This is a genomic window from Nocardia sp. alder85J, assembly GCF_020176955.2.
Classification (GTDB): domain Bacteria; phylum Actinomycetota; class Actinomycetes; order Mycobacteriales; family Mycobacteriaceae; genus Nocardia.
This window is the reverse complement of record NZ_JAIUCZ020000018.1, coordinates 66,127-90,196: the sequence shown is the minus strand read 5'-3', so window position 1 is coordinate 90,196 and position 24,070 is coordinate 66,127. Positions and strand designations below refer to the sequence as shown.

Here is a 24,070-nt window from a genome sequence, read left to right as displayed (position 1 = left end):
TGACCAGTATGTTTCCCAGGAAACTCCCAGCTGTGCCGCAGCCCTGGTTCAGTGACATGATCGAACGTTGGTGACATGACCGACACAGCCACAGCGGTGCAGGCCACCATCACTCCCGAACCGGTACAGACCCCGGTCCTCGATGTGGTGATTCCCGTCTACAACGAGGAACACACGCTGGTCGACTGTGTGCGGCGGTTGCACGCGCACCTGCGTGGCGGGTTCCCGTTCTCCGCGCGGATAACCATCGCCGACAACGCATCCACCGACGGCACCCTGGCCGTCGCCACGCTGCTGGCGACGGAGCTGGACGGGGTGCGGGTGGTGCACCTGGATCGCAAGGGCCGCGGCCGGGCCCTGCGCGCGGTGTGGGAGGCCTCCGACGCGGAGGTCGTCTCGTACATGGATGTGGATCTGTCGACCGATCTGAATGCGTTGCTGCCGTTGGTGGCGCCGCTGGTGTCCGGGCATTCGGATCTGGCGATCGGTACCCGGCTGTCGCGGTCGTCGCGGGTGGTGCGGGGGCCGAAGCGGGAGTTCATCTCCCGCTGCTACAACCTGATCCTGAAGGCGTCGTTGCAGGCGCGGTTCTCCGATGCGCAGTGTGGTTTCAAGGCGATGCGCACCGATGTGGCACGCAAGCTGCTGCCGCTGGTGCAGGACGGCGAGTGGTTCTTCGACACCGAACTGCTGGTGCTGGCCGAACGGTCCGGGCTGCGCATCCACGAGGTGCCCGTCGACTGGATCGACGACCCGGATTCCCGCGTGGACATCGTCGATACCGCGCGCAAGGACCTGCTCGGCGTGTGGCGGGTCTCCAAGGGGCTCGCGACGGGCACGCTGCCCATCAACGAACTGCGGGTGGCGATCGGCCGGGAGCCGCTGGTGGACGGGGTGCCGCTGGGTATGGTCGGGCAGCTGGTGCGCTTCGGCATCATCGGCATCGTCTCGACCCTCGCCTATGCGCTGCTCTACGTGCTGTTGCAGGCGATCGTCGGCGCGCAGCCCGCGAACTTCCTGGCTCTGCTGATCACCGCGGTCGGTAACACCGCCGCGAACCGGGCCTTCACGTTCGGGGTGCGGGGGTCGACGCGGATGGTGTCGCAGCACTTCCAGGGTCTGCTGATCTTCGTGTTCGCCTGGGTGCTGACCAGTGGTTCGCTGTTCGCGTTGCACCGGTGGGCGCCGAGCGCGGCGGTGCATCTGGAACTGTTCGTGCTGGTGGTGGCCAACCTGGTGGCGACGCTGACCCGATTCATCGGACTGCGCTGGGTGTTCCGCAATGCGGTGCAGGGCAGCCGGAGCGTTGCCTGATCGAGTGACTGCCGGAGACCGGCCGGGTGGCTCGCCCGGCCGGTGCCGAGCATGATTCCTGTGACAGCCGGGCTCGAGAGCCCTTGCGTGAGAAGTAGTCCCGACGGGATTTGAACCCGCGCTACCGCCTTGAGAGGGCGGCGTCCTAGGCCGCTAGACGACGGGACCAGAACCGCTGCGATCCCGTTGGAGAAGCTCCACGAGATCCTGCGCGCCTTCCGCGCGGGAAGGCTCCGCCAGCTTAACGGGCCTCCGCCGGGGAACCAAATCGGACAACCGACCTACACCGTGCGGGCCCGCAATGCCTCGTGCAGTGTGGTCGCCCATTGCGCGACGATGGCCTTGCGGCGGGCGGAGTCGTCGGTCAGGACGTCGGCGAGGCCCAGTCCGCGGGCCAGGTCCAGGGTGGCCTGGACCAGGTGGTGGGTCACCGGATCGGAGTCGTCGACGCCGAGCGCCGCGACCGCCATCCGGTGCGACACCCGGCCGAAGTGCGCCTCCAGCGGCACGATGCGCTCGCGCAGCGCCGGGTCGGCGGCGGCGTGCGTCCACACCTGGAGGGCCGCTTTGAAGATCGTGCCGGTGTACGACTCGACCAGCGAGACCACCACGGCATGGGTGCGGTCGGCGCCCTCGGCGATGGCGCCCAGCGTCGCCGCCTCGGTGCGGGACTGCACGATGCGGGTGTCGAACATGTACTCGAGCGCGGCGGTGATCAGCTCCTCCCGGGTGGGGAAGTGATGCTGTGCCGCACCCCGCGACACCCCGGCCCGTTCGGCGACCACGGCGACGGTCGCCGCCGCCCAGCCCAGTTCGGCCAGGCAGTCGATGGTGGCCTCCAGCAGCCGCTGCCGGGTGGCACGGCTGCGGTCCTGTTTGGGTTCGTGGGGTTCCCGGGGCGCGACCATGGCGACCTATTCTGCCCAGTTCGGGCGGCGGCGCTGCAGGAAGGCCGTCATGCCCTCGATCACCTCCGGGGTGCCGAAGCAGGACCCGGACCGTTTCGCCAGCTCATCGGCGGACCGGTCGAACTCGGCCAACAGCGGCGCGGTGACCAGCCGCTTGCTCTCGGCCAGGCCCTGTGGCGAGGACAGCCGCAGCTGTGCCCGCAACGCGGCCACCTCGGCGGCGGGATCGTCCGCGGCGACCGTGATCAGCCCGATCCGTTCGGCGGTGGCGGCGTCGAAGGTCTCACCGGTCTGGAAGTACCGCGCCGCCGCGCGCGGGGTCAGCCGCGGCAGCAGGGTCAGCGAGATCACGAACGGCGCCAGGCCCAGCCGCGCCTCGGTGAGCGCGAACGTGCTCTCCGGACCCGCGACCACGAGGTCGCAGGCCGCGACGATCCCCATGCCGCCGGCCCGGACATGGCCGTTCACCTGCGCCACCACGGGTTTCGGCAGTTCCAGGACGCGGCGCAGGATCGCCACCCCCCAGCGGGTGCGTTCGTCGGCGGCGGCCGCGGGGTCGGCGTCCAGCGCCTCCTTCAGATCCGCACCGGCGCAGAAGGTGCTACCGGTGTGGGTCAGCACCACCCCGCGCACACCGGCGTCGGCGCCCGCGCGGTCCAGGCCGTCGAGCAGTTCGGCCACCAGCCGCGACGACAGCGCGTTACGGTTGCGCGGCGAGTCGAGGGTCAGCACGGCGAAGCCGCCGTCCACCTCGTAGCGCACCACCGGCGTTGTGCCGCTGTCGGTTTCGCTCATCGTGCGCTCCTGACTCAGTACGACCGGGGCAGGCCCAGCGAGTGCTGGGCGACGAAGTTGAGGATCATCTCGCGGCTGACCGGGGCCACCCGGGCGATGCGGGCGGCGGCGAGCATCGCGGCCAGGCCGACGTCCCGGGTCAGGCCGGAGCCGCCGTGGGTCTGGATGGCCTGGTCGAGCGCCTTGATACTGGCCTCCGCCGCAGCGTATTTCGCCATGTTGGCGGCTTCCGCGGCGCCGAAGTCGTCACCGGCGTCGTAGAGCACGGCGGCCTTCTGCATCATCAGCCTGGCCAGTTCCAGTTCGATCTTCACCTGCGCCAGCGGATGCGAGATACCTTGGTGCGCACCGATCGGCGTCTTCCACACCTGCCGTTCCCGCGCGTATTCCACGGCCCGGTCCAGGGCGTAGCGGCCGATGCCGATCGCCATCGCGGCGCCCATGATGCGCTCCGGGTTGAGCCCCGCGAACAGCTGCGCGAGGGCGGCGTCCTCGCGACCGACCAGCGCCGTCGACGGCACCCGGACATCGTCGAGGAACAGCGTGAACTGGTTGTCCGGCTCGATGATGTCCATCTCCTGGCGATTCTTCTCGAATCCGGGAGTGTCGGTGGGCACGATGAACAGCGCCGGCTTCAGCGTGCCGGTCTTCGCGTCCTCGGTGCGGGCGACGATCAGTACCGCCTCGGCCTGATCCACCCCGGAGATGAACACCTTGCGGCCGTTGAGGATCCAGTCGTCGCCGTCGCGGCGCGCGGTGGTGGTGATCTGGTGGGAGTTGGATCCGGCGTCGGGCTCGGTGATGCCGAAGGCCATCTTCGCGGAGCCGTCGGCGATGCGCGGCAGCCAGTTCCGCTTCTGCTCCTCGGTGCCGAACTTGGCGATGATGGTGCCGCAGATGGCCGGCGACACCACCAGCAGCAGCAGGCCGCTGCCCTGGGTGGACAACTCCTCCTGCACCAGCGCGAGTTCGTAGATGCCGGCCCCGCCGCCGCCGTACTCCTCGGGCAGGTTCACCCCGATGAAGCCGAGTTCGCCCGCCGCATTCCACAATTCGGTCAGCGGTTCGTTGGCGTGGGCCTTCGCGGCGGTGTAGTCGCGGTAGTTGTACTTGGTCGCGAGCCCGGACACGGCGGCGCGCAGCTGTTTCTGTTCGTCGGTTTCGAGGAAGCTCATCGCGCTACTCCTGCGTTTCGGTGGTGGTGTCGGGATCATCGGTCTGCACGACGGCCAGCACGGCGCCGACCTCTACCTGCTGCCCCACGGTCACATTCAGTTCGGTCAGCACCCCGTCGGCGGGGGCGGCGATGGTGTGCTCCATCTTCATCGCCTCCAGCCACAGCAGCGGCTGTCCCTTGGTGACCGCCGCGCCGGGTTCGGCGCCGAGCCGGATCACGGTGCCGGGCATGGGCGCCAGCAACGAGCCCGCCGCCACCTGGTCGGCGGGATCGGTGAAACGCGGCAGCCGGCGCAGCGCGACCGGCCCCAGCGGGGAATCCACCGCCACCGCATCGCCGTAGCGGGCCACCTCGAAACGGCGGCGCACCGGCCCACGGTCGCCGGGCACCAGCAGGGTGACCTGCCCGGGGACGACCTCGGCGGCGGCGAGCCCGTCCCGCCCGGCCACCTCGATGCCCGCCCGGGTGAACCGGTAGCGGACCTCGTGGACGCCGGTGGTGCGGCTCTCGTAGCTCTTGCGCTGCGGGTCGGACGGCAGGTTGCGCCAGCCGCTGGGCAATCCACCGCCCACCGCGGCGGCGGCCCGGTTGACGGCGGCGTCGGCGAGGGCGGCGGCCACCACCGAGAGTTGCTCGTCGGATTCCGAGACCAGCGGTGCGGCAAGGCTTTCCAGGCCGTGGGTGGCGAAGAAGGCGGTGTCGGTGTCCCCGGCGAGGAAGGCGGGATGCCGTAGCACCCGTACCAGCAGATCGCGATTGGTGACCAGGCCGTGGATCCTGGCCCGCTGCAAGGTGGTCGCGAGCAGATGCGCGGCCTCGTCGCGAGTGTCGGCGTAGGAGATCACCTTCGCCAGCATCGGGTCGTAGTGCACACCGACCACGGAGCCGGACACCACGCCCGAGTCCACCCGCACACCCGGCTCGCCGAGCACCGCGAACTCGGTTGTCCCCGGACCGAAGTCGATGTGATGGACGTCGCCGCTCTGCGGTTGCCAGTCCTGCGCCGGATCCTCCGCGTACAGCCGCACCTCGATCGAGTGCCCGCGCAGTGGCGGCGGCCCGGCGGGCAACCGGTGGCCCTGCGCCACCCGGATCTGGGTCCGGACCAGGTCCAGGCCGGTCGTGCACTCGGTGACCGGATGCTCCACCTGCAAGCGGGTGTTCATCTCCAGGAAGAAGAACTCACCCTGCTCGTCGGCCAGGAACTCCACCGTTCCGGCGCCGCGGTAACCGATCGCCTCGGTTGCCAGCCGGGCGGCGTGGAACAGCCGCTCGCGCATGCTCTGCGGCGCCCCTCGGCCGGTCTCCGCCGAATCCGCTCCATACCGGCCATCGATGCGTTCCACCAGCGGCGACGGCGCTTCCTCCACCACCTTCTGATGACGGCGCTGGATCGAGCACTCCCGTTCGCCGACAGCCCACACCGTGCCGTGGGCGTCGGCCATCACCTGCACCTCGATGTGGCGGCCGGTCTCCAGGTAGCGCTCGCAGAAGACGGTGGGATCGCCGAAGGCCGACTCCGCCTCGCGCCGGGCGGCTTCCAGCTGTCCGGGCAGTTCGGCGAGGTCGCGGACCACCCGCATGCCGCGGCCGCCGCCGCCCGCGGACGCCTTGATCAGCACCGGTAGTTCGGCGGCGGTGACCTCGGCCGGGTCCAGCTCGCTCAGGACCGGCACTCCGGCGGCGTCCATCATCTTCTTGGACGCGACCTTGGAACCCATCTGCTCGATCGCGGCCACCGGCGGGCCGATCCACACCAGCCCGGCGTCGAGCACCGCGCGGGCGAATTCCGCGTTCTCCGAGAGGAATCCGTAGCCTGGGTGGATCGCGTCGGCGCCCGCGGCCAGTGCGGCGGCCACGATCAGATCGCCGCGCAGGTAGGTCTCGGCGGGGGTGTTGCCGGGCAGCCGGATCGCCGCGTCGGCCTCGGTGACGTGCGGGGCGGCCGCGTCGGCGTCCGAGTACACCGCGACGGTGCCCAGGCCCATCCGGCGGCAGGTGGCGAACACCCGCCGGGCGATCTCGCCGCGGTTGGCGACCAGTACCGACGTGACAGTCGTTGCGGCGCTGTCGAACTCGCTCACTGTGGGCCTCACATCCGGAAGACGCCGAAACCGGCGGCGCCCTCGATCGGGGCATTGTGGATGGCGGACAACGCCATTCCCAATACCGTGCGGGTATCGCGCGGGTCGATCACGCCGTCGTCGTAGAGGCGGCCGGACATGAACATCGGCAGCGACTCGGCCTCGATCTGCGCCTCGATCGCGGCCCGCAGCTGCGCGTCGGCGGCCTCGTCGAACGGGATGCCGCGCGCCTCGTTGGCGGCCCGGCCGACGATCGAGATCACGCCCGCCAGCTGCGCGCCGCCCATCACCGCGGATTTGGCGCTGGGCCAGGCGAAGACGAAGCGCGGATCGTAGGCGCGGCCGCACATGCCGTAATGTCCGGCGCCGTAGGAGGCGCCCATCAGCACCGAGATGTGCGGCACCGTGGAATTGGAGACCGCGTTGATCATCATCGCGCCGTGCTTGATGATGCCCTTCTGCTCGTACTCCTTGCCGACCATGTAGCCGGTGGTGTTGTGCAGGAACAGCAGTGGCGTATCGGACTGGTTGGCCAGCTGGATGAACTGCGCGGCCTTCTGCGCCTCCTCGGAGAACAGCACGCCGCGGGCGTTGGCCAGGATGCCGACCGGATAGCCGTGCAGTTCCGCCCAGCCGGTGACCAGACTGGACCCGTACAGCGGCTTGAATTCGTCGAAATCGGAATCGTCGACCACCCGGGCGATCACCTCGCGCGGGTCGAACGGGATCTTGAGGTCGCCGGGCACGATGCCGAGCAGTTCCGCCTGGTCGTAACGCGGCGCGCGGATCTCCCGGCGCGGCGCCGGACCCTGCTTACGCCAGTTCAGCCGGCGCACGATGGCGCGGCCGAGCCGGATCGCGTCCTGCTCGTCGACGGCCAGATAATCGGCCAGACCGGAGGTGCGGGCATGCATCTCGGCGCCGCCGAGGGATTCGTCGTCGGACTCCTCACCGGTGGCCATCTTCACCAGCGGCGGGCCGCCGAGGAAGACCTTGGAGCGGTCCTTGATCATCACGGTGTAGTCCGACATACCCGGGATGTACGCGCCACCGGCGGTGGAGTTGCCGAAAACCAGGGCGATGGTGGGAATTCCGGCCGCGGACGCCCGGGTCAGGTCGCGGAAGCCGCGTCCGCCGGGGACGAAGACCTCCTTCTGGGTCGGCAGATCGGCGCCGCCGGATTCCACCAGGCCGATGATCGGCAGCCGGTTCTCCAGGGCGATATCGTTGCAGCGCAGCGTCTTCCGCAGCGACCAGGGGTTGGTGGTGCCGCCGCGCACGGTCGGGTCCGAGGCGATGACCATGCACTCGACGCCCTCCACGATGCCGATCCCGGCGATCACGCTGGCGCCCACCGGGAATTCGCTGCCCCAGGCCGCGAGCGGGCACAGCTCCAGGAACGGCGAGTCCTCGTCGAGCAGCAACTCGATGCGTTCGCGCGCGGTCAGCTTGCCGCGCTTACGATGCCGCGCCAGTTTGTCCGCACCGCCGCCGGCGATCGCCTTCGCGAATTCGGCCTCGATCTCGGTCAGCTTGGCCCGCATGGCCGTCGCCGCCGCCTCGTAGTCGGCCGACCCCGGGTCGACCGTCGTTCGCAACACACTCAAGACTGGAACCCCAATCGCTTAGCCGCCAGCGCGGTCAGAATCTCCGTGGTACCACCGCCGATACCGAGGATCCGGATATCGCGGTACTGCCGCTCCACCTCGGATTCGCGCATGTAGCCGAGGCCGCCGAACAGCTGTACGGCCTGATTGGCCACCCATTCGCCGGTCTCGACGGCCGTGTTCTTGGCGAAGCAGACCTCGGCGATCAGATCGGTCTCCCCCGCCGCGGCGCGTTCGGCCACGTGCCGGGTGTAGACGCGGGCCACGTCGATGCGGCGGGCCATCTCGGCCAGCGTGTTCTGCACCGACTGGCGGCTGATCAGCGGCCGGCCGAAGGTCTCGCGCTCGCGGCACCACCGCACGGTCAGGTCCAGGCAGCGCTGGGCCTGCGCGTACGCCTGCGCGGCCAGCCCCACCCGCTCGCTGACGAAAGCCGCGGCGATCTGGGCGAATCCGCTGTTCTCCGGGCCGACCAGATGCGACACCGGCACCCGCACATCCACATAGGACAGTTCCGCGGTGTCCGAGGCCAGCCAGCCCATCTTCTCCAGTTTGCGGCCGACCGTGAAACCGGGCGTGCCCGCCTCCACCACCAGCAGCGAGACCCCGGCCGCGCCGGGGCCGCCGGTGCGCACCGCGGTCACCACGAAATCGGCGCGGGTGCCGGAGGTGATGAACGTCTTGGCGCCGTTGACGAGGTAGTGGTCGCCGTCGCGGACCGCGCTGGTGGTGAGGTGGCCGACGTCGGAGCCGCCGCCGGGTTCGGTGATGGCCAGCGAGCCGATCTTCGCCCCCGCCAGCGTCGGCCGCACCCAGCGCTCGAGCTGTTCGGCGTCACCTGCGGCGACCAGATGCGGCACCGCGATGCCGCAGGTGAACAGCGAGGCCCACAGGCCGCCGGAGACCCCGGCGTAGTGCATCTCCTCGCAGACCACGGTGGCGTCGATCGGATCGCCGCCGGAGCCGCCCACCGCCTCCGGGAACTGCACCCCCAGCAGGCCCAGTTCGCCTGCCTTGCGGTGCAGTGCGCGCGGGATCGCCCCGGCGCGCTCCCAGTCGTCCAGTTCGGGCAGGATCTCCCGCTCGACGAAACCCCGTACGGTGGCGCGCAATGCGCTGCGCTCGGGGGTGTTCCACACCGATGCCGCCGTCACAGCAGTTCCTCCGGGATGTCCACGTGCCGCGACCGCAGCCATTCGCCGAGACCCTTGGCCTGCGGGTCGAAGCGCGCGTTGTAGGCAACCCCCTGGCCGAGCAGGCCCTCGATCACGAAGTTCAGCGCCCGCAGATTCGGCAGCACGTGCCGGGTGATCGGTAGTTTCGCGGCCTCGGGCAGCAGCAGCCGCACCTCGTCGACGGTGAGCGCGTGCACCAGCCAGCGCCACTGCTCGTCGGTGCGCACCCACACGCCGACGTTGGCGTTGCCGCCCTTGTCGCCGCTGCGCGCCGCCGCGATCGTGCCCAGCGGGATCCGGCGCACCGGCCCGGCCGGCAACGGTGGCGGCAGTACGGGTTCGGCGACCTCGGTGAGCTCCGCGGTGGTCGCGGCGGGGGCGATCGCACGCCGGGCGCCGTCCGGGAGCACCGCGGTGTGCGGGACCTCGCCGGCGTCGACGTAGCCGGCGGTGAACACCCCGTAGGGCGAACCGTCGCCGGGTGGTGAGGTGAGGGTGCAGCCGGGATAGCTGCCCAGCGCCAATTCGACCGCGGTGCCGGAGAATCGGCGGCCGACCACCTTCGGATCCGGATCGCGGGCGACGCAGCGCAGCAGCGCGCTGGCCCGCTCCTCGGTGTCGGCGTCGGGACGGTCCAGGCGGGTCAGCGACCACTCCAGCTCGGCCGGGCGCGCGGGCAGTTCCGCCTCCAGCTGCCGTTGCGCCAGCGCGGCTTTCGCCTCGATGTCGAGTCCGGTGAGGACGAAGGTCATCTCGTTGCGGAAGCCGCCGAGGGTGTTCAGCGACACCTTCAGCCGCGGCGGTGGGGCCTCGCCGGTCACCCCGCTGATCAGCACCCGGTCCGGGCCCGCCGGGGCGAGCCGGATGCTGTCGAGCCGGGTGGTGACGTCCGGGCCCGCGTAGCGCGCCCCCTGGATCTCGTACATCAGTTGCGCGGCAACGGTATCGACGGTGACCGCACCGCCGGTGCCGGGATGTTTGGTGATCACGGCGCTGCCGTCGGCGTGCACCTCCGCGATCGGGAAGCCGGGCCGGTCGAGATCGGCGATCTCGGTGAAGAACGCGAAATTGCCGCCGGTGGCCTGGGTGCCGCACTCGATCACGTGACCGGCCGCCACCGCGCCCGCCAGGGCGTCGAAATCCTCACGGCCCCAGCCGAAGTGGGCGGCGGCGGGGCCGACCACCAGGGAGGCGTCGGTGACCCGGCCGGTGACCACCACATCGGCTCCGGCAGTGAGACATTCGGCGATACCCCAGGCGCCGAGATAGGCGTTGGCGGTGAGCGGCGCGCCCAGCCCGAGTTCCGCGGCCCGGGGCAGCAGGTCGTCGCCCTCGACGTGCGCGACCCGCACGGTCAGCCCGGCCGCGGCGGCGACCGCACGGATGCGCTCGGCCAGCCCGGCCGGATTCAGGCCACCGGCATCGGTGACGATCCGCGCCCCGCGTTCCAGCGCCAGGGCCAGGCATTGCTCCAGTTGCCGGACGAAGGTCTTGGCATAGCCCAGGGTGGGATCCTTCATCCGGTCCCGGCCCAGGATCAGCATCGTCAGTTCGGCCAGATAGTCGCCGGTGAGGACGTCCAGCTGCCCGCCGGTGAGCATCTCCCGCATCGCCGCGAACCGATCGCCGTAGAACCCGGAACAGTTGCCGATCCGGACGGCCGCATCGCTCATCAGCACGCCTCCCTGTCTGCCGTCACCCTGCGCGGCCGCCTCGCCGCACCCGACCAGCCTCACACTCCGGCCCTAAAAAAGCAAGCCTGCGTGATTTTTATTGACCATAGTCGCTGGTAGTGGCACCGAGTGTGGAGTATCGGCGGATCATGATCGATATTCGGCACCGACGGCGGCGCGTCCCGCACCGCATCGCGGCCTGACCGGCACGGCACAATGGCGACGTGTCCCATTCCGTGATCGCCCTGCTGTTGCTCGCCCTCGCCGGATTCCTCTTCGGCGGTACCTGGTCGCTGTGGAAGACCACGCGCCCGCTGGCCGCCGCGCTGGGCGTCTGCGGCGTACTCGCCGCGGCCGGGGCGATCACCTGGATGATGCAGGGTTGACGTCGCGACGGCGTCCGGCCGCGAACCGGCGCTACCATCGCGAAGCGGGTGGACACCGCCCGCGGCCACCATCGGCGAGCACACGAGCGGCAGGACGACTGTGGATCCGGCAACAGCACCGCGGGCGGGGACGACAGCGACCCGGACGACCCACCAGAGTCTGGTGGAGGCCATCCGGGAGGCGATCCTGCACGGTGAGTTCGTCGCCGATCAGCGGCTGGTCGAGGCGGACCTGTCCGAGCGGTTCGACGCCGGCCGCGCCGCGGTCCGCGCCGCGCTGCTGGAACTGACCAATGAGGGGCTGGTCGAGCGCGTCGCCAACCGCGGCGCCCGGGTGCGCGCGGTATCGCTGGACGAGGCCGTCGAGATCTACGAGGTGCGGATGGCGCTGGAGGCGCTGTGCGCGGCGAAGGCCGCCGAACGCGTCACGCCGGAGCAGGCCACGGAGCTGGGGGAACTCGGACAGGCCATGCGGGAGGCCGTCGCCGCGGGCGATCTCACCGGATACTCCGAACTCAACCAGCAGTTGCACCGCCGGGTGCGGGAGATCGGCGGGCAGGGCACGGCCGCCCGGGTACTGGAACGGCTGCGCGCCCAGTTGGTCCGGCATCAGTTCCGGCTCGCCCTGCAACCGGGACGGCCGTCGGTGTCGCTGCCGGAACATCTGGCCATCATCGAGGCCGTCCGCGCGCACGATCCGGAGGCCGCGCGGGTGGCCGCGCAGGCCCATCTGGCCAGTGTGATCGAGGCGCTGCGCCGGGTGCCGCGCGGCTGACCCGTCAGCGGCCGGTGCGCGCACCGTCCAGCCGGAAGATCTTCAGGTCCTCCGGGACGCCGGACAGCGGTGCGGCGAAAATGCTTCGGCGATAAGGCTTCACGGTCAGGCCCAGGCGTTGCAGGGTGTCCGGTTGCAGGGCCGCCAGGGTGGCCGCCGACAGCATGGTGTTGCCGTTGCCACCGGCCTCCATCACCCGGGCCGCGATGGTGACGTCCAGGCCGAGCCAGTCGCCGCCGATCTCCCGCGGGGTGCCGGTGTGCAGGCCGACCCGCATCTGCGGGCGGTAGCCCTGCACCCGGACCTGGCTCAGGTTGCGCCGGGCGGCCACCACCGCGTCGACGGCCCGGTCCGGTGAGGCGAACACGGCCATCACGCCGTCGCCCATCCGCTTCACCACCTGGCCACCGCGCTTCTCGATCGGCGGTTCGATGGCCTTCGCCACCTCGCGCAGCAGGATCAGGGTGGCCTCGTCACCGGCGGTCAGCGACCAGCGGGAGAAGGCGACCAGATCGGTGAACAGGACGGTGATCTCCTGGCCGCCGCGGCCGCGGCCGACCCGTTCCAGCATCGCCTGCCAGACCTGGAGGGCGCCGAGACCGATCTCGCGGGCCGCGCTCGGGCTGTCGCCGGTGAGTCCGGTGGTGGCCCGCGCCACCGCGCGGGGGCCGCCCGGGCCGGACACCGACAGCGGGTCGCCGAAGGCCGGATCGCCGGGGAGGTTCTCGCGGGCCTTGCGGATGACGCCGATCACATCGGAATGCTGATTGGCCGCCGACATCAGCGAGGACAGCTGGCCCGGGTGCAGGCGGACCGGGCGTTTCGGGCGGCGGGGCGCCTCGGTATCTCCCGGCGGCGTCGCCTCGGTACCGGCCGGAGTCGAAACATCCTCCGGGAGTACGGTTTCCAGCTCGGGCTCGACGGGCGTGAGCGGGATCACCACGTCCGAGGGCTCTCGATCTTCGGCCGGCGTCTCGCTCACGTCCCGAGCGTAACCCAGCCACGGGGGTGCGGTCTCCGGGTCGTTCCGGGTCCGTGGATTGTTCACGATACGTACGTTGTCGATGGTCCCCATGCCACCACCTCTCGATCGGCCGGAGCGGGCACAGCAGTGGGTCCGCCGATGACAGTGTGTTGGTACTCGTCGACGTTACCGACGTACCGGTGGCGAATCGAGGTGCGGGGCCAGAGTTAACCCGCTGGTTTCCGGTTCGAGATCACGGCCGTGTCATGCGTCACGCCGGCGCACCACGAACATCGCCGCAGCCCAGACGATTGCGACGAAAGCCGCGAAATACACCAGGCAGATCCACTGTCCCCAATGCCACGGCAGATCGCCGCCGGTGAGGCCGAGGAACCACAGGGCGTTCGCGAAGGGCAGGAAGACCTCGATGTTGCGGCCCACGCTGCCGAAGGCCTGCACGATCGGCTCCAGCAGCAGCGGCCAGACGATCAGCAGGGACAGGGCACCGGCCGACTGGCGCAGCAGGGCGCCGATCGCCACGGACAGGAAGACGACCAGGGCGATGAAGATCGGGACGCCGTAGAAGACGCGCTGGTCGTGGCCCAGGCCGAGGTAGCGGCCGGGTTCGGGGTTCGCGATCGCCGCCAGGATGAGGTAGCTCAGGAAGGTCAGTACCGCCGAGAGGACCGCGGCGCCCAGCGCGACCACCGCCGCCTTCGCGGTGAGGACCAGGGCACGATTCGGGGTGGCCAGGAAGGTGACTTTGATGGTGCCGAAGCGGTATTCGCTGGTCACGGTCAGGGCGGCGACGATCATCACCAGGATGTAGCCGAAGCCGGGGATGATCGGCGGGGCACCCATCACACCCAGCGCGGCGGCATCGTTGTGGAGATAGGGGGCGGTACCGGTGAGGTGACCGTGGGCAGCGTTGTCGGTGTAGGTGCGGAAGGCGAAATTGGCCAGCAGGCCGAACAGGGCGGCCAGGGCCAGGGCGGTCACCACCATCAGGATCGCGCACCACAGGGGGGAACGGGTGGAGGTCAGCTTGATTCGTTCCGCTGCCAGGGTTCCGGTGAGGGAAGTGGTCGTCACAGGGCGCCGCCCATCACCGCGGGGAAGCCTGCTGTCTGGTATCTGACGGCGCCGCCGGTCATTCGCATGAAGGCTTCCTCCAGTGAAGCTCGTTGGGGGGCAAGCTCGTACAGGGTGATGCTGTTGGCGGCGGCGAGCTCGCCGATGGCTTCGGGGGTGGCGCCGGTGACCAGGAGGGCGTCCGCTTCTTCGCGTACCGTCCAGGTTCGGGTCAGGAGGTCGCGGAGTTTGTCACGATGGGGACTGCGTACTCGGACAGTGGATTCCGAGGCGTGCTCGATGAAATCCTGCGTGGTGGTGTCGGCTATGAGTGCGCCCAGGCCGATTACTATCAGGCGCTCCGCGGTGTGTTCCATTTCGGAGAGCAGGTGGCTGGAGACCAGGACTGTTCTGCCTTCTCCGGCCAGGGCTCGCATGAAGCCTCGCATCCAGTGGATACCCTCGGGGTCGAGGCCGTTGAGAGGTTCGTCGAAGAGGAGGATGGGGGGGTCGCCGAGGAGGGCGGCGGCCAGGCCGAGGCGCTGGGACATCCCGAGGGAGAAGCCGCCTGCCGGTTTGGTGGCTACTTCGGTGAGACCCACCAATCCGAGGACTTCGGCTACGCGGGTTTGGGGGATGTTGTTGGAGGCTGCCAGCCAGCGGAGGTGGGAGCGGGCCGAGCGGTTGGGGTGCACCCATTTCGCGTCGAGGAGGGCGCCTACGGTGCGGAGGGGGTTCGGGAGGTCGCGGTAGGGGACATTCTGGATCAGGGCGGTGCCGGAGGTGGGGGTGTCCAGGCCCAGGAGCATGCGCATGGTGGTGGTTTTGCCGGCGCCGTTGGGGCCCAGGAAGCCGGTGACCTGGCCTGGGCTGATGGTGAAGGTGAGGTTGTCCACAGCGGTTGTGGTGCCGAATTTCTTCGTCAGGGCTTGTGCGGTGATCACAGTGCCTCCGGTCAGGTTTGGCCGTTGTCCGCAACCGCCCTGGGCGCAGGGCAGGGTTCGGCGACTGCGCTGGGGGCCGGGGGTGGCGGGAGTCCGGTTCCGGGGAAACGGGCTCTTGCCGTGCAGCCTAGGGGTTGCTGGGGGTGGGCGCGGTGGGGGTTCGAAATGTGCACGGGGGCGGGAGAATCAGGGGTGGGGTCAGAGGGTGGGGGAGGAGGCTTGGGCCCAGAAGCGTTTGGGGATTCGGCCGGCGTGGTGGGCCAGGTAGCCCGCTTCCACGGCGGCGGCCATGGCGGCGGCCATCCGGGCGGGGCGGCGGGCTCGGGTCACGGCGGTGGCCAGGAGGACTGCGGAGCAGCCGAGTTCCATGGCCAGGGCGGCGTCGCTGGCTGTGCCTATGCCGGCGTCCAGGATTACGGGGACTGTGGCGGCTGCGACGATCATTGCTATGTTGTGGGGGTTGCTGATGCCGAGGCCGGTGCCGATCGGGGAACCCAGGGGCATCACCGCGGCGCAGCCGATGTCTTCCAGGCGGCGGGACAGGGTGGGATCGTCGGTGGTGTAGGGCAGGACGGTGAAGCCGTCGTCTACCAGTTGTTCTGCGGCGCTTACCAATTCGATGGCGTCGGGGAGGAGGGTGCGGTCGTCGGCGACCACTTCCAGCTTCACCCAATCGGTTTCCAGGGCCTCTCGGGCCAGTTGGGCGGTCAGGACCGCTTCGGCGGCGGTGCGGCAGCCCGCGGTGTTGGGGAGGGGGGCGATGTTCAAGTGGCGCAACAGGTCCAGGACGCCGGTGCCGCCTTCGGCGTCCACTCGGCGCATGGCGACGGTGGTGAGTTCGGTGCCGGAGATGCGGAGAGCCTCTTCCAGGACGGCCAGGTTCTCGGCGCCGCCGGTGCCCATGATCAGGCGGGAGCCGAAGGTGCGGTCGGCGATGCGCAGGGGTTCGGTGGCGCGCTCGGTGCTAACCACCCTGCACCGCCGTCAGCACCTCGATGTCCCAGCCGCGGCCTACCGGCTCGTCCCAGCGGGACTTGGGGAAGACAGCGCCGTCCACGGCGAGTGCCACGCCGCGGTCCGGCAGGCCCAGTCGCTCGAGCAGCTCTCGGACCGTGAGCTGGTCGGCGAACATGTGGTCCTCGCCGTTCACGGTCACGCCGACGGGAGTCGGGGTCGCCGTCATCGGGCACCTCCTGATATCTGCGGAAAACGATGGGGGTCTGCGGCTTTCGCCTCGGGCAGGACGTCACCGGCGAGCAGGGCCAGCACCGCGTCGGCGGTGACGGGGACACCCAGGATGCCGTTGCGGCCGTGGCCGGTAGCGGCGATCACGCGCTCGGTGAGGGGGCCGATCAGGGGAAGATTGTCCGGGGTTGCCGGTCTCGAGCCGGCGGCCGCTTCGGTCAGTTCGTATTCGCCGATGCCGGGCAGGACGGCTTCGGCGTCGGCGATCAGGTCCCGGACTCCCGCCACGGTGACGGTGGTGTCGAATCCGGCCTCGTACTGGGTGGCGCCCACCACCAGGCCGTCGGCTCGGGGGACCAGGTAGAGGGAGCGGCCGTGTACTCGGGCCCGGACCACGTGGCGCGGGGGCGGCGGGATGCCGGGGCGGTGCCGTAGCCGCAGGATCTCGCCCTTCAGGGGGCGGACCGGGAGTTGCGGCCACAGGCGGGCCGAGGCGGCGCCGGCGGCCAGGACGATGCGGTCGTGGTCGAGGTCGGCCAGGTCTCGCACGGGTTCCGGGCGGATCCGCACGCCTGCCGCGGCGCCGGCTCGGGACAGGGCCGTCAGGAGCAGGCGGTTGTCGGCGGCGGGTTCGGGGGCCAGCAGCGCGGCTCGGACGGTGCGGGCCAGGGACGGTTCCGTCGCTCGGGCCGCGGCGCGGTCCAGGAGCTGCATGTGGTGGCCCTGGGCGCCGACGAAATCGGCGATGGTGCGCAGGTCGGCGGCATCGGCGGTATCGAGGGCGACGGTCAGGGTGGCGTCGGCGACCAGGACGGAGAGGCCGGTTTCCCGTTCCAGGGCGGCGGCCAGGGCGGGCCAGCGGGCCAGGGAGGCGGCGCCGAAGTGCAGCGCCTCCTGTTCGCCGGGCCAGCCCTCCGACAGGGGGGCCAGCATGCCGCCCGCCACCCAGGACGCGCCGGTTCCGGCGGCCGGATCGAACACGGTGACCGACCATCCGGCCGCGGCGGCCCGCCAGGCCACCACCGCGCCGATGACACCCCCACCCACGACGGCCAGAGTTCGCATAACCTTCCACACCTCGTCTCGGTCCCCGCGCCGGTCCGGGCGTCACGATGGCGCTCGCCACCGGGTACGCCGGGCTCACGGGCCGGGACGTCGGTATCTCCGCGCGGCCGCCATCGCGGCGGGGATACCCACCAAGTTTCGACTCTTACGGTAGCGCGGCTACGGTCGAGGGCGTGCAACCGTCCCTCCCCCATCGCACCCGCACCGCTCGCGAGCGGCTGGCCACGGCCCGGCTCTACCTGTGCACCGACGCCCGCCGGGACACCGGCGACCTGGCGCAGTTCGCCGAGGCGGTGCTCGCCGGTGGGGTGGACATCATCCAGCTCCGCGACAAGGGTTCGCGCGGCGAGGCGGAGTTCGGCCCGCTCGAGGCCCGCGGCGAACTCGCGGCCCTGGCCGAGCTGAAGGCGGCCGCTCGCCGCCACGACGCCCTGCTCGCCGTGAACGATCGCGCGGACATCGCGCTGGCGGCCGGGGCCGACGTGCTGCACCTCGGCCAGGACGATCTACCGCCGTGGTACGCCCGGCAGATCCTCGGCCCGGACGTGGTGCTCGGGCGATCCACCCACGACCTCGAACAAGCCGGGCGGGCCGCGATCGAGGAGCACATCGACTACTTCTGCACCGGGCCGGTGTGGGCCACGCCCACCAAACCCGGTCGGTCGGCCGCCGGAATCGACCTGGTCCGGGCCACCGCCGACAGCGATCCGGTCCGGCCCTGGTTCGCCATCGGCGGGATCGACGCCGAGCGGCTGCCGGAAATCCTGGACGCGGGGGCCACTCGCATCGTCGTGGTCCGCGCCCTGACCGCGGCGGCCGATCCGGAGGCCGCCGCCCGCGCCCTGAAACAGCGTCTGCTGGAGAACCTGCCGCCCGAGTGAGGCGGCGGCCGGATCGTCAGCTCGGCGGTGCGGACATCAGCTGGTCCAGGGTGAGCAGCAGGACGTCGTCGGCCGGTTCGAGGTTGCCGGTGCCGATGCGGGCCGGGCGGCCGCCGTCGTCGGCGGTGTGCAGCCAGAGGAAGCCGCGGTGGGCGAGGTCGACCGTGCGGGGCAGGGCGGCCGCGACGGCGCCGGGATCGGCCAGGCCGGTCAGTTCGAGCCGGGCGGATTCGGCCCGCAGCGAAGGCCAGGCGGCCGCGAAACCGGGGTGCAGGGGCCGGTCGGCGACCTCCTCCTCGGGCACCCAGGCCATCTCGGCGCTCTCCACGTTGATGATGATCGGCAACTCTTTGGCAACATCGGCAACGACGGTGGTGTAGGTCCATCCCGAGGCCGCCGTCGCGGTCACCCGGCTGCCTCGCACCCGAACTGCCGCCGGTGTGATACCGGCTTCCTCTTCAGCCTCCCGAACAGCAGCGTGCACACTGGACTCATGGCTGTCACGGGCGCCACCGGGCAGTGCCCACGTCCCACCCTGGTGACTCCAGGGTGCGCGGTGCTGCAACAGCACCATCGCCCCGGCGCCCGCTCCTCGCGCTCTCGGTGCCCGCAGCAACAATCCAGCAGCACCAAAAAGACCCCATTGCCGACTGCCGTCCGGACTGATCAGGAAGCCGTCCCCGTCACCACGCATACTCGTCTCGTCCCATCCTCGCCACCGGTCCCGACGCCGGCCGGGCACGGGCCGGGCACGGCGTGGCCGTCGCCCGGGCGGGCCGTCCGCGGACGGTATCGGTACGACCACAATAAGCTGAGCGGCCGCCCGAATTCGGGGGCACAGTCACGCGCTCACGGTTCGGGGGTGCGCCGATGATGCCCGGCTGGTGGCGGGACAGCGTGCGCGCCGGGGCGCCGGCGCCGGGCGGCGGCATGCCGAGTTCCGGCTCGTTCATCCGCGAGGCCGCCGCCGTCCGCCAGCAGTTCGGCGCCATCGACCTGCGCGATCTGCTGCGCTCCTCACCGGCCAAGGTGATCGCCGCGGGGCTGACGCTGCTGCTGTTGTGCGGGATCACCGGGATCGTGATCGCCACCTCCATCGACAATCGGCGGCACGGCTTGCAGGACATGCTCGACAGCACCGAGCCCGATGCCAATTCCGCGCAGCACCTGTACTCCGCGCTGTCGGTGGCCGATGCGGCCGCCGGTACCGCCTTCATCGCGGGCGGGCTGGAACCCCGCGAGACCCGCGACCGGTACAACCAGTCGATCGGGCAGGCCGCGGTCGAACTGGTCGTGCAGTCCAACACCACCCTCGACGCGGGCACCGAGGATCCGGACGCCCAGTTGCTCCTCGGGATCGCGACCGCCCTGCCGGTGTACACCGGCCTGGTCGAGACCGCGCGCACCGCCAATCGCGAGGGGCATCCGGTCGGCGCGGCCTATCTGAGCGAGGCCTCCAATCTGATGCAGTCCACGCTGCTGCCGATGGCACAGCAGTTGCAGGAGCACCGCGCGGAGGCGATCGCCGCCGCCCAGCAGCGGCAGGTGCGGATACTGTGGGCGCCGATCGCCCTGCCCGTGCTGACGCTGGTGGCGCTGATCGGGGCCCAGGTGTATCTGGCCCGCCGCACCCGCCGCATCCTCAATCCCGGCCTGCTGCCGGCCGCGATCACGGTGGTGATCCTGCTGGCCTGGACCGTGGCCGCGGGCACGATCTCCGCGAGATCCGCCGCGGCCGCGCGCGACAACGGCGCCGTGCCGACCGAAACCCTCACGGTGAGCCACACCCTCGCCCAGCAGGCCCGTTCGGCGGAAACCCTGAAACTGCTGCGCCGGGACGCGAGCGGCGACTACGACCGGACCTTCGACGAGACCACGTCCCGCCTGACCACCTTGTTGAGCGGCTATCCCCGGCACGCGCCCGCACAGGAGGAGGTCGGCAGCGCCCGCAGTCATGTGCAGGACTGGCTGGAGGCCCATCAGCGGATGACCGACGCGCTGAGCCGCGGCGACTTCCCCGGCGCCAGCGCGGTCGCGATCGGCCCCGGGCCGGACGAGGCCGCCGCCGAGGTGGACGGGCTGGACCGGGACCTGACCACCGGCATCGCGCACACCCGCCACGAACTGCGGGCCGGGATCGCCGGGGCCGCGCGGGCGCTGAACCTGCTGTCGGCGGGTGCGGTGGCGCTGACGACGCTGGCCGCCGCACTGGTCTCGGCGGGCCTGTGGCCGCGGCTGCGGGAGTACCGATGAATCCGGGATGCCACCGAGCACTGCCGGGGCCGTGTCGCGGGACGTGGTCCCACAGGGCGCTGCCGATCCTGCTGATCGCGACCGCGCTGCTGGCCGGCGGTTGCCGGGACGATTCCGCGATCATGCCGCCGGGCCCCACCGGCAGCTACACCGCACCGCCGCTGCCCGCCCGCGCCCAATCGGAGCAGAGCCACGCGCCCACCCCGGCCCCGGAGCAGTGCGGTGACGTCACCGCGAGCCTGCGCCCCAGCGCCGACGCGACCGGACCGGCGCTGACCGCCATCCGGGCCCGCGGGCGGCTGCTGGTGGGCCTGGATGGCGGCAGCAATCTGTTCAGCTTCCGGGATCCGCTCACCGGTGCCCTCACCGGCTTCGACGTCGACATCGCCCGGGAGATCGCGCGCGATCTGTTCGGCAGCCCGGATCGCATCGAATTCCGGATCCTCAGCGCCGCGGACCGCGAGGCCGCCCTGCAACAGCACACCGTCGACCTGGTCGTGAAGACCATGACCATCACCTGTGAGCGGCGCCGCAACGTCACCTTCTCCACCACCTATCTGCTGGCCCATCAGCGGATCCTGGTGCTGCGCTCCTCCGCCGTCACCGGACTGCCCGGCCTGGCCGGGAAACGAGTCTGCGTGGTCGCGGGCACCACCTCGCTGGAGCGGATCCATCGCGAACAGCCCGCCACCTCCGTCCTGACCGTGCCCACCTGGTCCGACTGCCTGGTGGTCCTGCAACAGGGCCAGGTCGACGCGGTGAGCACCGACGATGTACTGCTGGCCGGGCTGGCGGTACAGGACCCGTACACCCGGATGGTCGGCCCCAACCTCAGCGAGGAACCCTACGGCGTCGGAATCCCCCTCGGCGCAGACGATCTGGTGCGCTTCGTGAACCACACCCTGGACCGCCTGCGCACCGACGGCGGCTGGGAACGGTTGTACCAGCGCTGGCTCGTCTCGCTGGGCCCCTCCCCCGGCCCCCCACCCCCGAGCTACCGGGACTGACCCCCGATGCCCCCGCACCCACCCGACGAGCGGCCGGACCCCGAGCCGGACCCGGAACTGCCCGCCACCCAGGCCGGTGACCGCCACCCACCCCAGCCGGAGCCCGACATCCCGGGCCGCCGGCCCGACCGCCACGAGCCCCTCGCACCGAATCCGAATCACCCTGCTACACAGGATGATCACCACAAGTCCGCCGACGAGGAACCGGAACTTCCTGCCACACAAGCCGGTTACCGGCCACCCGTCGAACCCGAGGCGGACGCCACCGCCGGCGATTCCGGTCCGAGCGGGACGCCATCGGGCCGAGAGACCGACCTCGCGGCGACCCGGGCCGGTCGCAGCGCCTCCGACCGGGAGCCGGAACTTCCTGCCACACAAGCGGGTTACCGGGACATCTCCGATCGGGAGACGGAACTTCCCGCAACACAAGCGGGTCACCGTAACCTCCCCGGAGCGGACAAGGAATTCTCCGGTGCGCGGGACCGCCCCCGTCGCACCTCCGCGGGCGCGGCGGACGGCCCGGAGGCGGATGGGGACAGCGTGGCCCTGCCCGCGACCCGGGCCGGTTATGTCGAGACTGCCGGGGGGCGGGTGGATTTCGACGAGGAGTTGAGTGACTCCGCCATTGCGGGGCAGGCGGTGCGGAGCGACTCCGGTGGATCCGGGCACAGTTGGGTGACTCGGTCGCGGCCGACGTTGCGGCGGCTGGGGGCCGGGCTGGTGGAGATTCCGGTGGTGCCGCCGGTGGATCCGCCCAGTGCCGTGCTGGACGATCCGAGTGTGGCCGAGCGCCGCCGATTCTGCTGGCGCTGCGGCAAACCCGTCGGCCGGGCCACCGCCGAACGGCGCGCGACCACCGTGGGGGTCTGCGCGACCTGCGGCGCCCCGTACGATTTCCGGCCCTATCTGCGGCCCGGCGATATGGTCGCGAACCAGTACGAGGTGCAGGGATGTATCGCGCACGGCGGTCTGGGCTGGATCTATCTGGCCATCGACCGCAATGTGGACAACCGCTGGGTGGTGCTCAAGGGCCTGCTGCACAGTGGTGACGATGCGGCGCAGGCGGTGGCCGTCGCCGAACGCCGGTATCTGGCGGAGCTGGCCCATCCGAGCATCGTCAAGATCTACAACTTCGTCGAGCATCCGAACCCCGAGGGCGCGGTGATCGGATATCTGGTGATGGAGTACGTCGGCGGCTGTTCCCTGCGCGAACTGCTCGACAACTACCGGAAGCCGGAGCGGATGCCGGTCGCCGAGGCGATCGCCTACCTGCTGGAGATCCTGCCCGCGCTGGACTACCTGCATTCGATGGGGCTGGCGTACAACGACCTCAAGCCGGACAACATCATGGTCACCGCGGATCAGGTGAAACTGATCGACCTGGGTGCCACCTCACCGTTCGAAACCTCCGGAAATCTGTACGGCACCAGAGGTTTCCAGGCGCCGGAGATCACGAGGACCGGCCCGACGGTCGCCACCGACATCTTCACCGCCGGGCGCACGCTGGCGGCGCTGACGGTGGATCTGCCCACCGACAAGGGCCGCTATCTGGAGGGCCTGCCCGATCGGTCGGAGGATCCGGCGCTGGCCCGGTACGAATTCTTCGATCGGCTGCTGCTGCGGGCCACCGATCCGGATCCGCGGCGGCGCTTCCCGTCGGCGCGGGCGATGGCCGCCCAGTTGGAGGGGGTGCTGCGGGAGGTGCTGGCCGCCGACACCGGTATCGAACATCCGCAGTTGTCCACGGTGTTCAGCCCGATGCGCAGCAGTTTCGGCACCTTGGAGCTGGTCGGCCGGACCGACTCCTACCGGGACGGCATCGCGCGCGACACCGCCCTGAGCGCGCGGGAGGTGGCCGCGGCGCTGCCGGTGCCGCTGCTCGATCCCGGCGATCCGTCGGCGGCGCTGCTGGCCGGCACCGCGCATCCGGAGCCGGAGCAGGCGCTGGACGCGGTGCGGATCGCCCGCCGCCGGGCCACGGATCTGCCCGGCGGGCAGCCGAGCACCTTCGCCGTCGAGAGCACCCTCGCCGAGGCTCGCATCGAGATCGCCCTGGACCGGCCTCTCGCGGCGCGAGAGTTGCTGGGCCGCATGGATCCCGGGGAGTGGCGGGTGGCCTGGTATCTGGGCCTCACGGCGCTGCTGGAGCAGGACTACGAGGCGGCCTTCGCGCGCTTCGACGCGGTCCTGGGGGCGCTGCCCGGCGAGATCGCCCCCAAACTGGCGCTCGCGGTGGCCTCGGAACTGGTTCTGCAACAGGGTGTTCCGCCGCATCCGGCGACCTGGGGCGAGGCCGCCGAGAAGTACTACGCCACCGTCCGGCGCACCGACCGCGGCATCGTCAGCGCGGCCTTCGGCCTGGCGCGGCGGCTGGCGGCGGCCAACCGGGTGGGTGAGGCGGTGGCGGCGCTGGACGAGGTCCCGCTGGCCTCCCGGCACTACACCGAGGCGCGGATGACCGGTGTGCTGCTGATGCTCGGCGCGGCGCCCCCGGCCGACCTGGACGAGTACACCCTCCGGGTGGCCGCCGCCCGGGTCCGCGCCCTGCCCGCCACCGAACCGCGCGCGGTCCAGATGCGCCTGCTGGTCCTGGGCACCGCCCTGGCCTGGCTGCAAGCGGGCAGGACCCCGCGCGAGGGCAACGCCACCCTGTTCGGCGCCGCCTTCACCGAGCGCGGCATCCGCCAGAGCACCGAATCCGGCCTGCGCGAACTGGCCCGCTCCGCCCCCCTCCGCGCCCACCGCTACGCCCTGGTCGACCTGGCCAACATGGTGCGCGCCAAATCCTGGTTCTGAACAGCGGCGC

General features: G+C 70.9%; 21 protein-coding genes and 1 tRNA gene. 7 read left to right on the top strand and 15 right to left on the bottom strand.

The window, feature by feature from the left end; genetic code table 11:
- The first annotated feature begins 75 nt into the window (after positions 1 to 75).
- Positions 76 to 1,314: a glycosyltransferase gene (locus LBW94_RS42250; protein ID WP_266273452.1), complete on the top strand. Its 1,239-nt coding sequence runs from the start codon at positions 76 to 78 to the stop codon at positions 1,312 to 1,314.
- A 95-nt stretch (positions 1,315 to 1,409) separates the two neighbouring features.
- On the opposite strand, the gene LBW94_RS42245 is transcribed toward LBW94_RS42250, so the two are convergent.
- From LBW94_RS42245 to LBW94_RS42210, 8 genes are all read right to left on the bottom strand, one after another.
- Positions 1,410 to 1,482 (bottom strand) — tRNA-Glu (locus tag LBW94_RS42245).
- Between the two features lie 113 nt (positions 1,483 to 1,595).
- Positions 1,596 to 2,222: a TetR/AcrR family transcriptional regulator gene (locus tag LBW94_RS42240; RefSeq protein ID WP_225059692.1), complete on the bottom strand. Its 627-nt coding sequence runs from the start codon at positions 2,220 to 2,222 to the stop codon at positions 1,596 to 1,598.
- Positions 2,223 to 2,228: 6 nt separating this feature from the next.
- Positions 2,229 to 3,017, bottom strand: coding sequence for an enoyl-CoA hydratase family protein (locus LBW94_RS42235; protein WP_225059693.1), 789 nt, complete (start codon positions 3,015 to 3,017; stop codon positions 2,229 to 2,231).
- A gap of 14 nt (positions 3,018 to 3,031) precedes the next feature.
- Positions 3,032 to 4,192: an acyl-CoA dehydrogenase family protein gene (locus LBW94_RS42230; RefSeq protein WP_225059694.1), complete on the bottom strand. Its 1,161-nt coding sequence runs from the start codon at positions 4,190 to 4,192 to the stop codon at positions 3,032 to 3,034.
- A 4-nt stretch (positions 4,193 to 4,196) separates the two neighbouring features.
- On the bottom strand, positions 4,197 to 6,278 hold the full coding sequence (locus tag LBW94_RS42225; RefSeq protein WP_225059695.1) for a biotin carboxylase N-terminal domain-containing protein: 2,082 nt from the start codon (positions 6,276 to 6,278) through the stop codon (positions 4,197 to 4,199).
- Positions 6,279 to 6,286: 8 nt separating this feature from the next.
- Positions 6,287 to 7,885 (bottom strand): acyl-CoA carboxylase subunit beta, encoded by a 1,599-nt coding sequence (locus LBW94_RS42220; RefSeq protein WP_225059696.1) that lies wholly within the window; start codon positions 7,883 to 7,885, stop codon positions 6,287 to 6,289.
- On the bottom strand, positions 7,882 to 9,081 hold the full coding sequence (locus LBW94_RS42215) for an acyl-CoA dehydrogenase family protein (protein WP_266273449.1): 1,200 nt from the start codon (positions 9,079 to 9,081) through the stop codon (positions 7,882 to 7,884). The genes LBW94_RS42220 and LBW94_RS42215 overlap by 4 nt, the downstream gene beginning before the upstream one ends.
- Positions 9,036 to 10,733 carry an acyclic terpene utilization AtuA family protein gene (locus LBW94_RS42210; protein ID WP_225059698.1) on the bottom strand — a complete coding sequence of 566 codons (1,698 nt, stop codon included), beginning with the start codon at positions 10,731 to 10,733 and terminating at the stop codon, positions 9,036 to 9,038. The genes LBW94_RS42215 and LBW94_RS42210 overlap by 46 nt, the downstream gene beginning before the upstream one ends.
- A gap of 224 nt (positions 10,734 to 10,957) precedes the next feature.
- Between LBW94_RS42210 and LBW94_RS42205 the strand changes: the two genes are divergently transcribed.
- Positions 10,958 to 11,119 carry a hypothetical protein gene (locus LBW94_RS42205; RefSeq protein ID WP_225059699.1) on the top strand — a complete coding sequence of 54 codons (162 nt, stop codon included), beginning with the start codon at positions 10,958 to 10,960 and terminating at the stop codon, positions 11,117 to 11,119.
- A gap of 100 nt (positions 11,120 to 11,219) precedes the next feature.
- A complete protein-coding gene (locus tag LBW94_RS42200) occupies positions 11,220 to 11,894 on the top strand; it encodes a GntR family transcriptional regulator (RefSeq protein WP_225059700.1) in 675 nt (224 codons plus the stop codon).
- A gap of 4 nt (positions 11,895 to 11,898) precedes the next feature.
- Here the strand turns inward: LBW94_RS42200 and LBW94_RS42195 are convergent, their stop codons facing one another.
- The 6 genes from LBW94_RS42195 to thiO form a co-directional block, all read right to left on the bottom strand.
- Positions 11,899 to 12,876 carry an adenylate/guanylate cyclase domain-containing protein gene (locus LBW94_RS42195; RefSeq protein WP_416277066.1) on the bottom strand — a complete coding sequence of 326 codons (978 nt, stop codon included), beginning with the start codon at positions 12,874 to 12,876 and terminating at the stop codon, positions 11,899 to 11,901.
- A gap of 246 nt (positions 12,877 to 13,122) precedes the next feature.
- Positions 13,123 to 13,950, bottom strand: coding sequence for an ABC transporter permease (locus tag LBW94_RS42190; RefSeq protein ID WP_225059701.1), 828 nt, complete (start codon positions 13,948 to 13,950; stop codon positions 13,123 to 13,125).
- Positions 13,947 to 14,873 (bottom strand): ATP-binding cassette domain-containing protein, encoded by a 927-nt coding sequence (locus tag LBW94_RS42185; RefSeq protein WP_225059702.1) that lies wholly within the window; start codon positions 14,871 to 14,873, stop codon positions 13,947 to 13,949. The genes LBW94_RS42190 and LBW94_RS42185 overlap by 4 nt, the downstream gene beginning before the upstream one ends.
- A gap of 198 nt (positions 14,874 to 15,071) precedes the next feature.
- Entirely contained in the window at positions 15,072 to 15,845 is a 774-nt protein-coding gene (locus tag LBW94_RS42180) for a thiazole synthase (RefSeq protein WP_225059703.1), read from the bottom strand.
- Positions 15,838 to 16,056 (bottom strand): sulfur carrier protein ThiS, encoded by a 219-nt coding sequence (gene thiS, locus LBW94_RS42175; RefSeq protein WP_225059704.1) that lies wholly within the window; start codon positions 16,054 to 16,056, stop codon positions 15,838 to 15,840. The genes LBW94_RS42180 and thiS overlap by 8 nt, the downstream gene beginning before the upstream one ends.
- Positions 16,053 to 17,123 carry a glycine oxidase ThiO gene (gene thiO / locus LBW94_RS42170; RefSeq protein WP_225059705.1) on the bottom strand — a complete coding sequence of 357 codons (1,071 nt, stop codon included), beginning with the start codon at positions 17,121 to 17,123 and terminating at the stop codon, positions 16,053 to 16,055. Before thiO ends, thiS begins: the two co-directional genes overlap by 4 nt.
- Before the next feature lie 173 nt (positions 17,124 to 17,296).
- Here thiO and thiE point away from each other — a divergent pair, with 173 nt between their 5' ends.
- The gene (gene thiE / locus LBW94_RS42165) at positions 17,297 to 18,004 is read left to right on the top strand and encodes a thiamine phosphate synthase (protein WP_225059706.1); all 708 of its coding nucleotides are present in this window, start codon (positions 17,297 to 17,299) and stop codon (positions 18,002 to 18,004) included.
- Positions 18,005 to 18,020: 16 nt separating this feature from the next.
- Here the strand turns inward: thiE and LBW94_RS42160 are convergent, their stop codons facing one another.
- Positions 18,021 to 18,698 carry an NUDIX domain-containing protein gene (locus LBW94_RS42160; protein WP_225059707.1) on the bottom strand — a complete coding sequence of 226 codons (678 nt, stop codon included), beginning with the start codon at positions 18,696 to 18,698 and terminating at the stop codon, positions 18,021 to 18,023.
- A gap of 176 nt (positions 18,699 to 18,874) precedes the next feature.
- Here LBW94_RS42160 and LBW94_RS42155 point away from each other — a divergent pair, with 176 nt between their 5' ends.
- Genes LBW94_RS42155 through LBW94_RS42145 form a run of 3 tightly spaced genes read left to right on the top strand, consistent with a single transcriptional unit; the run spans position 18,875 to position 24,060 of the window.
- Positions 18,875 to 20,257 (top strand): hypothetical protein, encoded by a 1,383-nt coding sequence (locus LBW94_RS42155; protein ID WP_225059708.1) that lies wholly within the window; start codon positions 18,875 to 18,877, stop codon positions 20,255 to 20,257.
- Positions 20,254 to 21,264 (top strand): glutamate ABC transporter substrate-binding protein, encoded by a 1,011-nt coding sequence (locus LBW94_RS42150; protein WP_225059709.1) that lies wholly within the window; start codon positions 20,254 to 20,256, stop codon positions 21,262 to 21,264. The genes LBW94_RS42155 and LBW94_RS42150 overlap by 4 nt, the downstream gene beginning before the upstream one ends.
- A 6-nt stretch (positions 21,265 to 21,270) precedes the next feature.
- Complete coding sequence (locus LBW94_RS42145) at positions 21,271 to 24,060, top strand: serine/threonine-protein kinase (RefSeq protein ID WP_225059710.1); 2,790 nt, start codon at positions 21,271 to 21,273, stop codon at positions 24,058 to 24,060.
- Positions 24,061 to 24,070 lie beyond the last annotated feature (10 nt).

Excerpts from the sequence above, each read along its gene's own strand:
- LBW94_RS42250 (WP_266273452.1), top strand. The coding sequence starts at position 76 with ATGACCGACACAGCCACAGCGGTGCAGGCCACCATCACTCCCGAACCG.
- LBW94_RS42240 (WP_225059692.1), bottom strand. The coding sequence starts at position 2,222 with ATGGTCGCGCCCCGGGAACCCCACGAACCCAAACAGGACCGCAGCCGT.
- LBW94_RS42235 (WP_225059693.1), bottom strand. The coding sequence starts at position 3,017 with ATGAGCGAAACCGACAGCGGCACAACGCCGGTGGTGCGCTACGAGGTG.
- LBW94_RS42230 (WP_225059694.1), bottom strand. The coding sequence starts at position 4,192 with ATGAGCTTCCTCGAAACCGACGAACAGAAACAGCTGCGCGCCGCCGTG.
- LBW94_RS42215 (WP_266273449.1), bottom strand. The coding sequence starts at position 9,081 with ATGGCTGCGGTCGCGGCACGTGGACATCCCGGAGGAACTGCTGTGACG.
- LBW94_RS42210 (WP_225059698.1), bottom strand. The coding sequence starts at position 10,733 with ATGAGCGATGCGGCCGTCCGGATCGGCAACTGTTCCGGGTTCTACGGC.
- thiS (WP_225059704.1), bottom strand. The coding sequence starts at position 16,056 with ATGACGGCGACCCCGACTCCCGTCGGCGTGACCGTGAACGGCGAGGAC.
- thiO (WP_225059705.1), bottom strand. The coding sequence starts at position 17,123 with ATGCGAACTCTGGCCGTCGTGGGTGGGGGTGTCATCGGCGCGGTGGTG.
- LBW94_RS42160 (WP_225059707.1), bottom strand. The coding sequence starts at position 18,698 with ATGCGTGGTGACGGGGACGGCTTCCTGATCAGTCCGGACGGCAGTCGG.
- LBW94_RS42155 (WP_225059708.1), top strand. The coding sequence starts at position 18,875 with ATGATGCCCGGCTGGTGGCGGGACAGCGTGCGCGCCGGGGCGCCGGCG.
- LBW94_RS42150 (WP_225059709.1), top strand. The coding sequence starts at position 20,254 with ATGAATCCGGGATGCCACCGAGCACTGCCGGGGCCGTGTCGCGGGACG.
- LBW94_RS42145 (WP_225059710.1), top strand. The coding sequence starts at position 21,271 with ATGCCCCCGCACCCACCCGACGAGCGGCCGGACCCCGAGCCGGACCCG.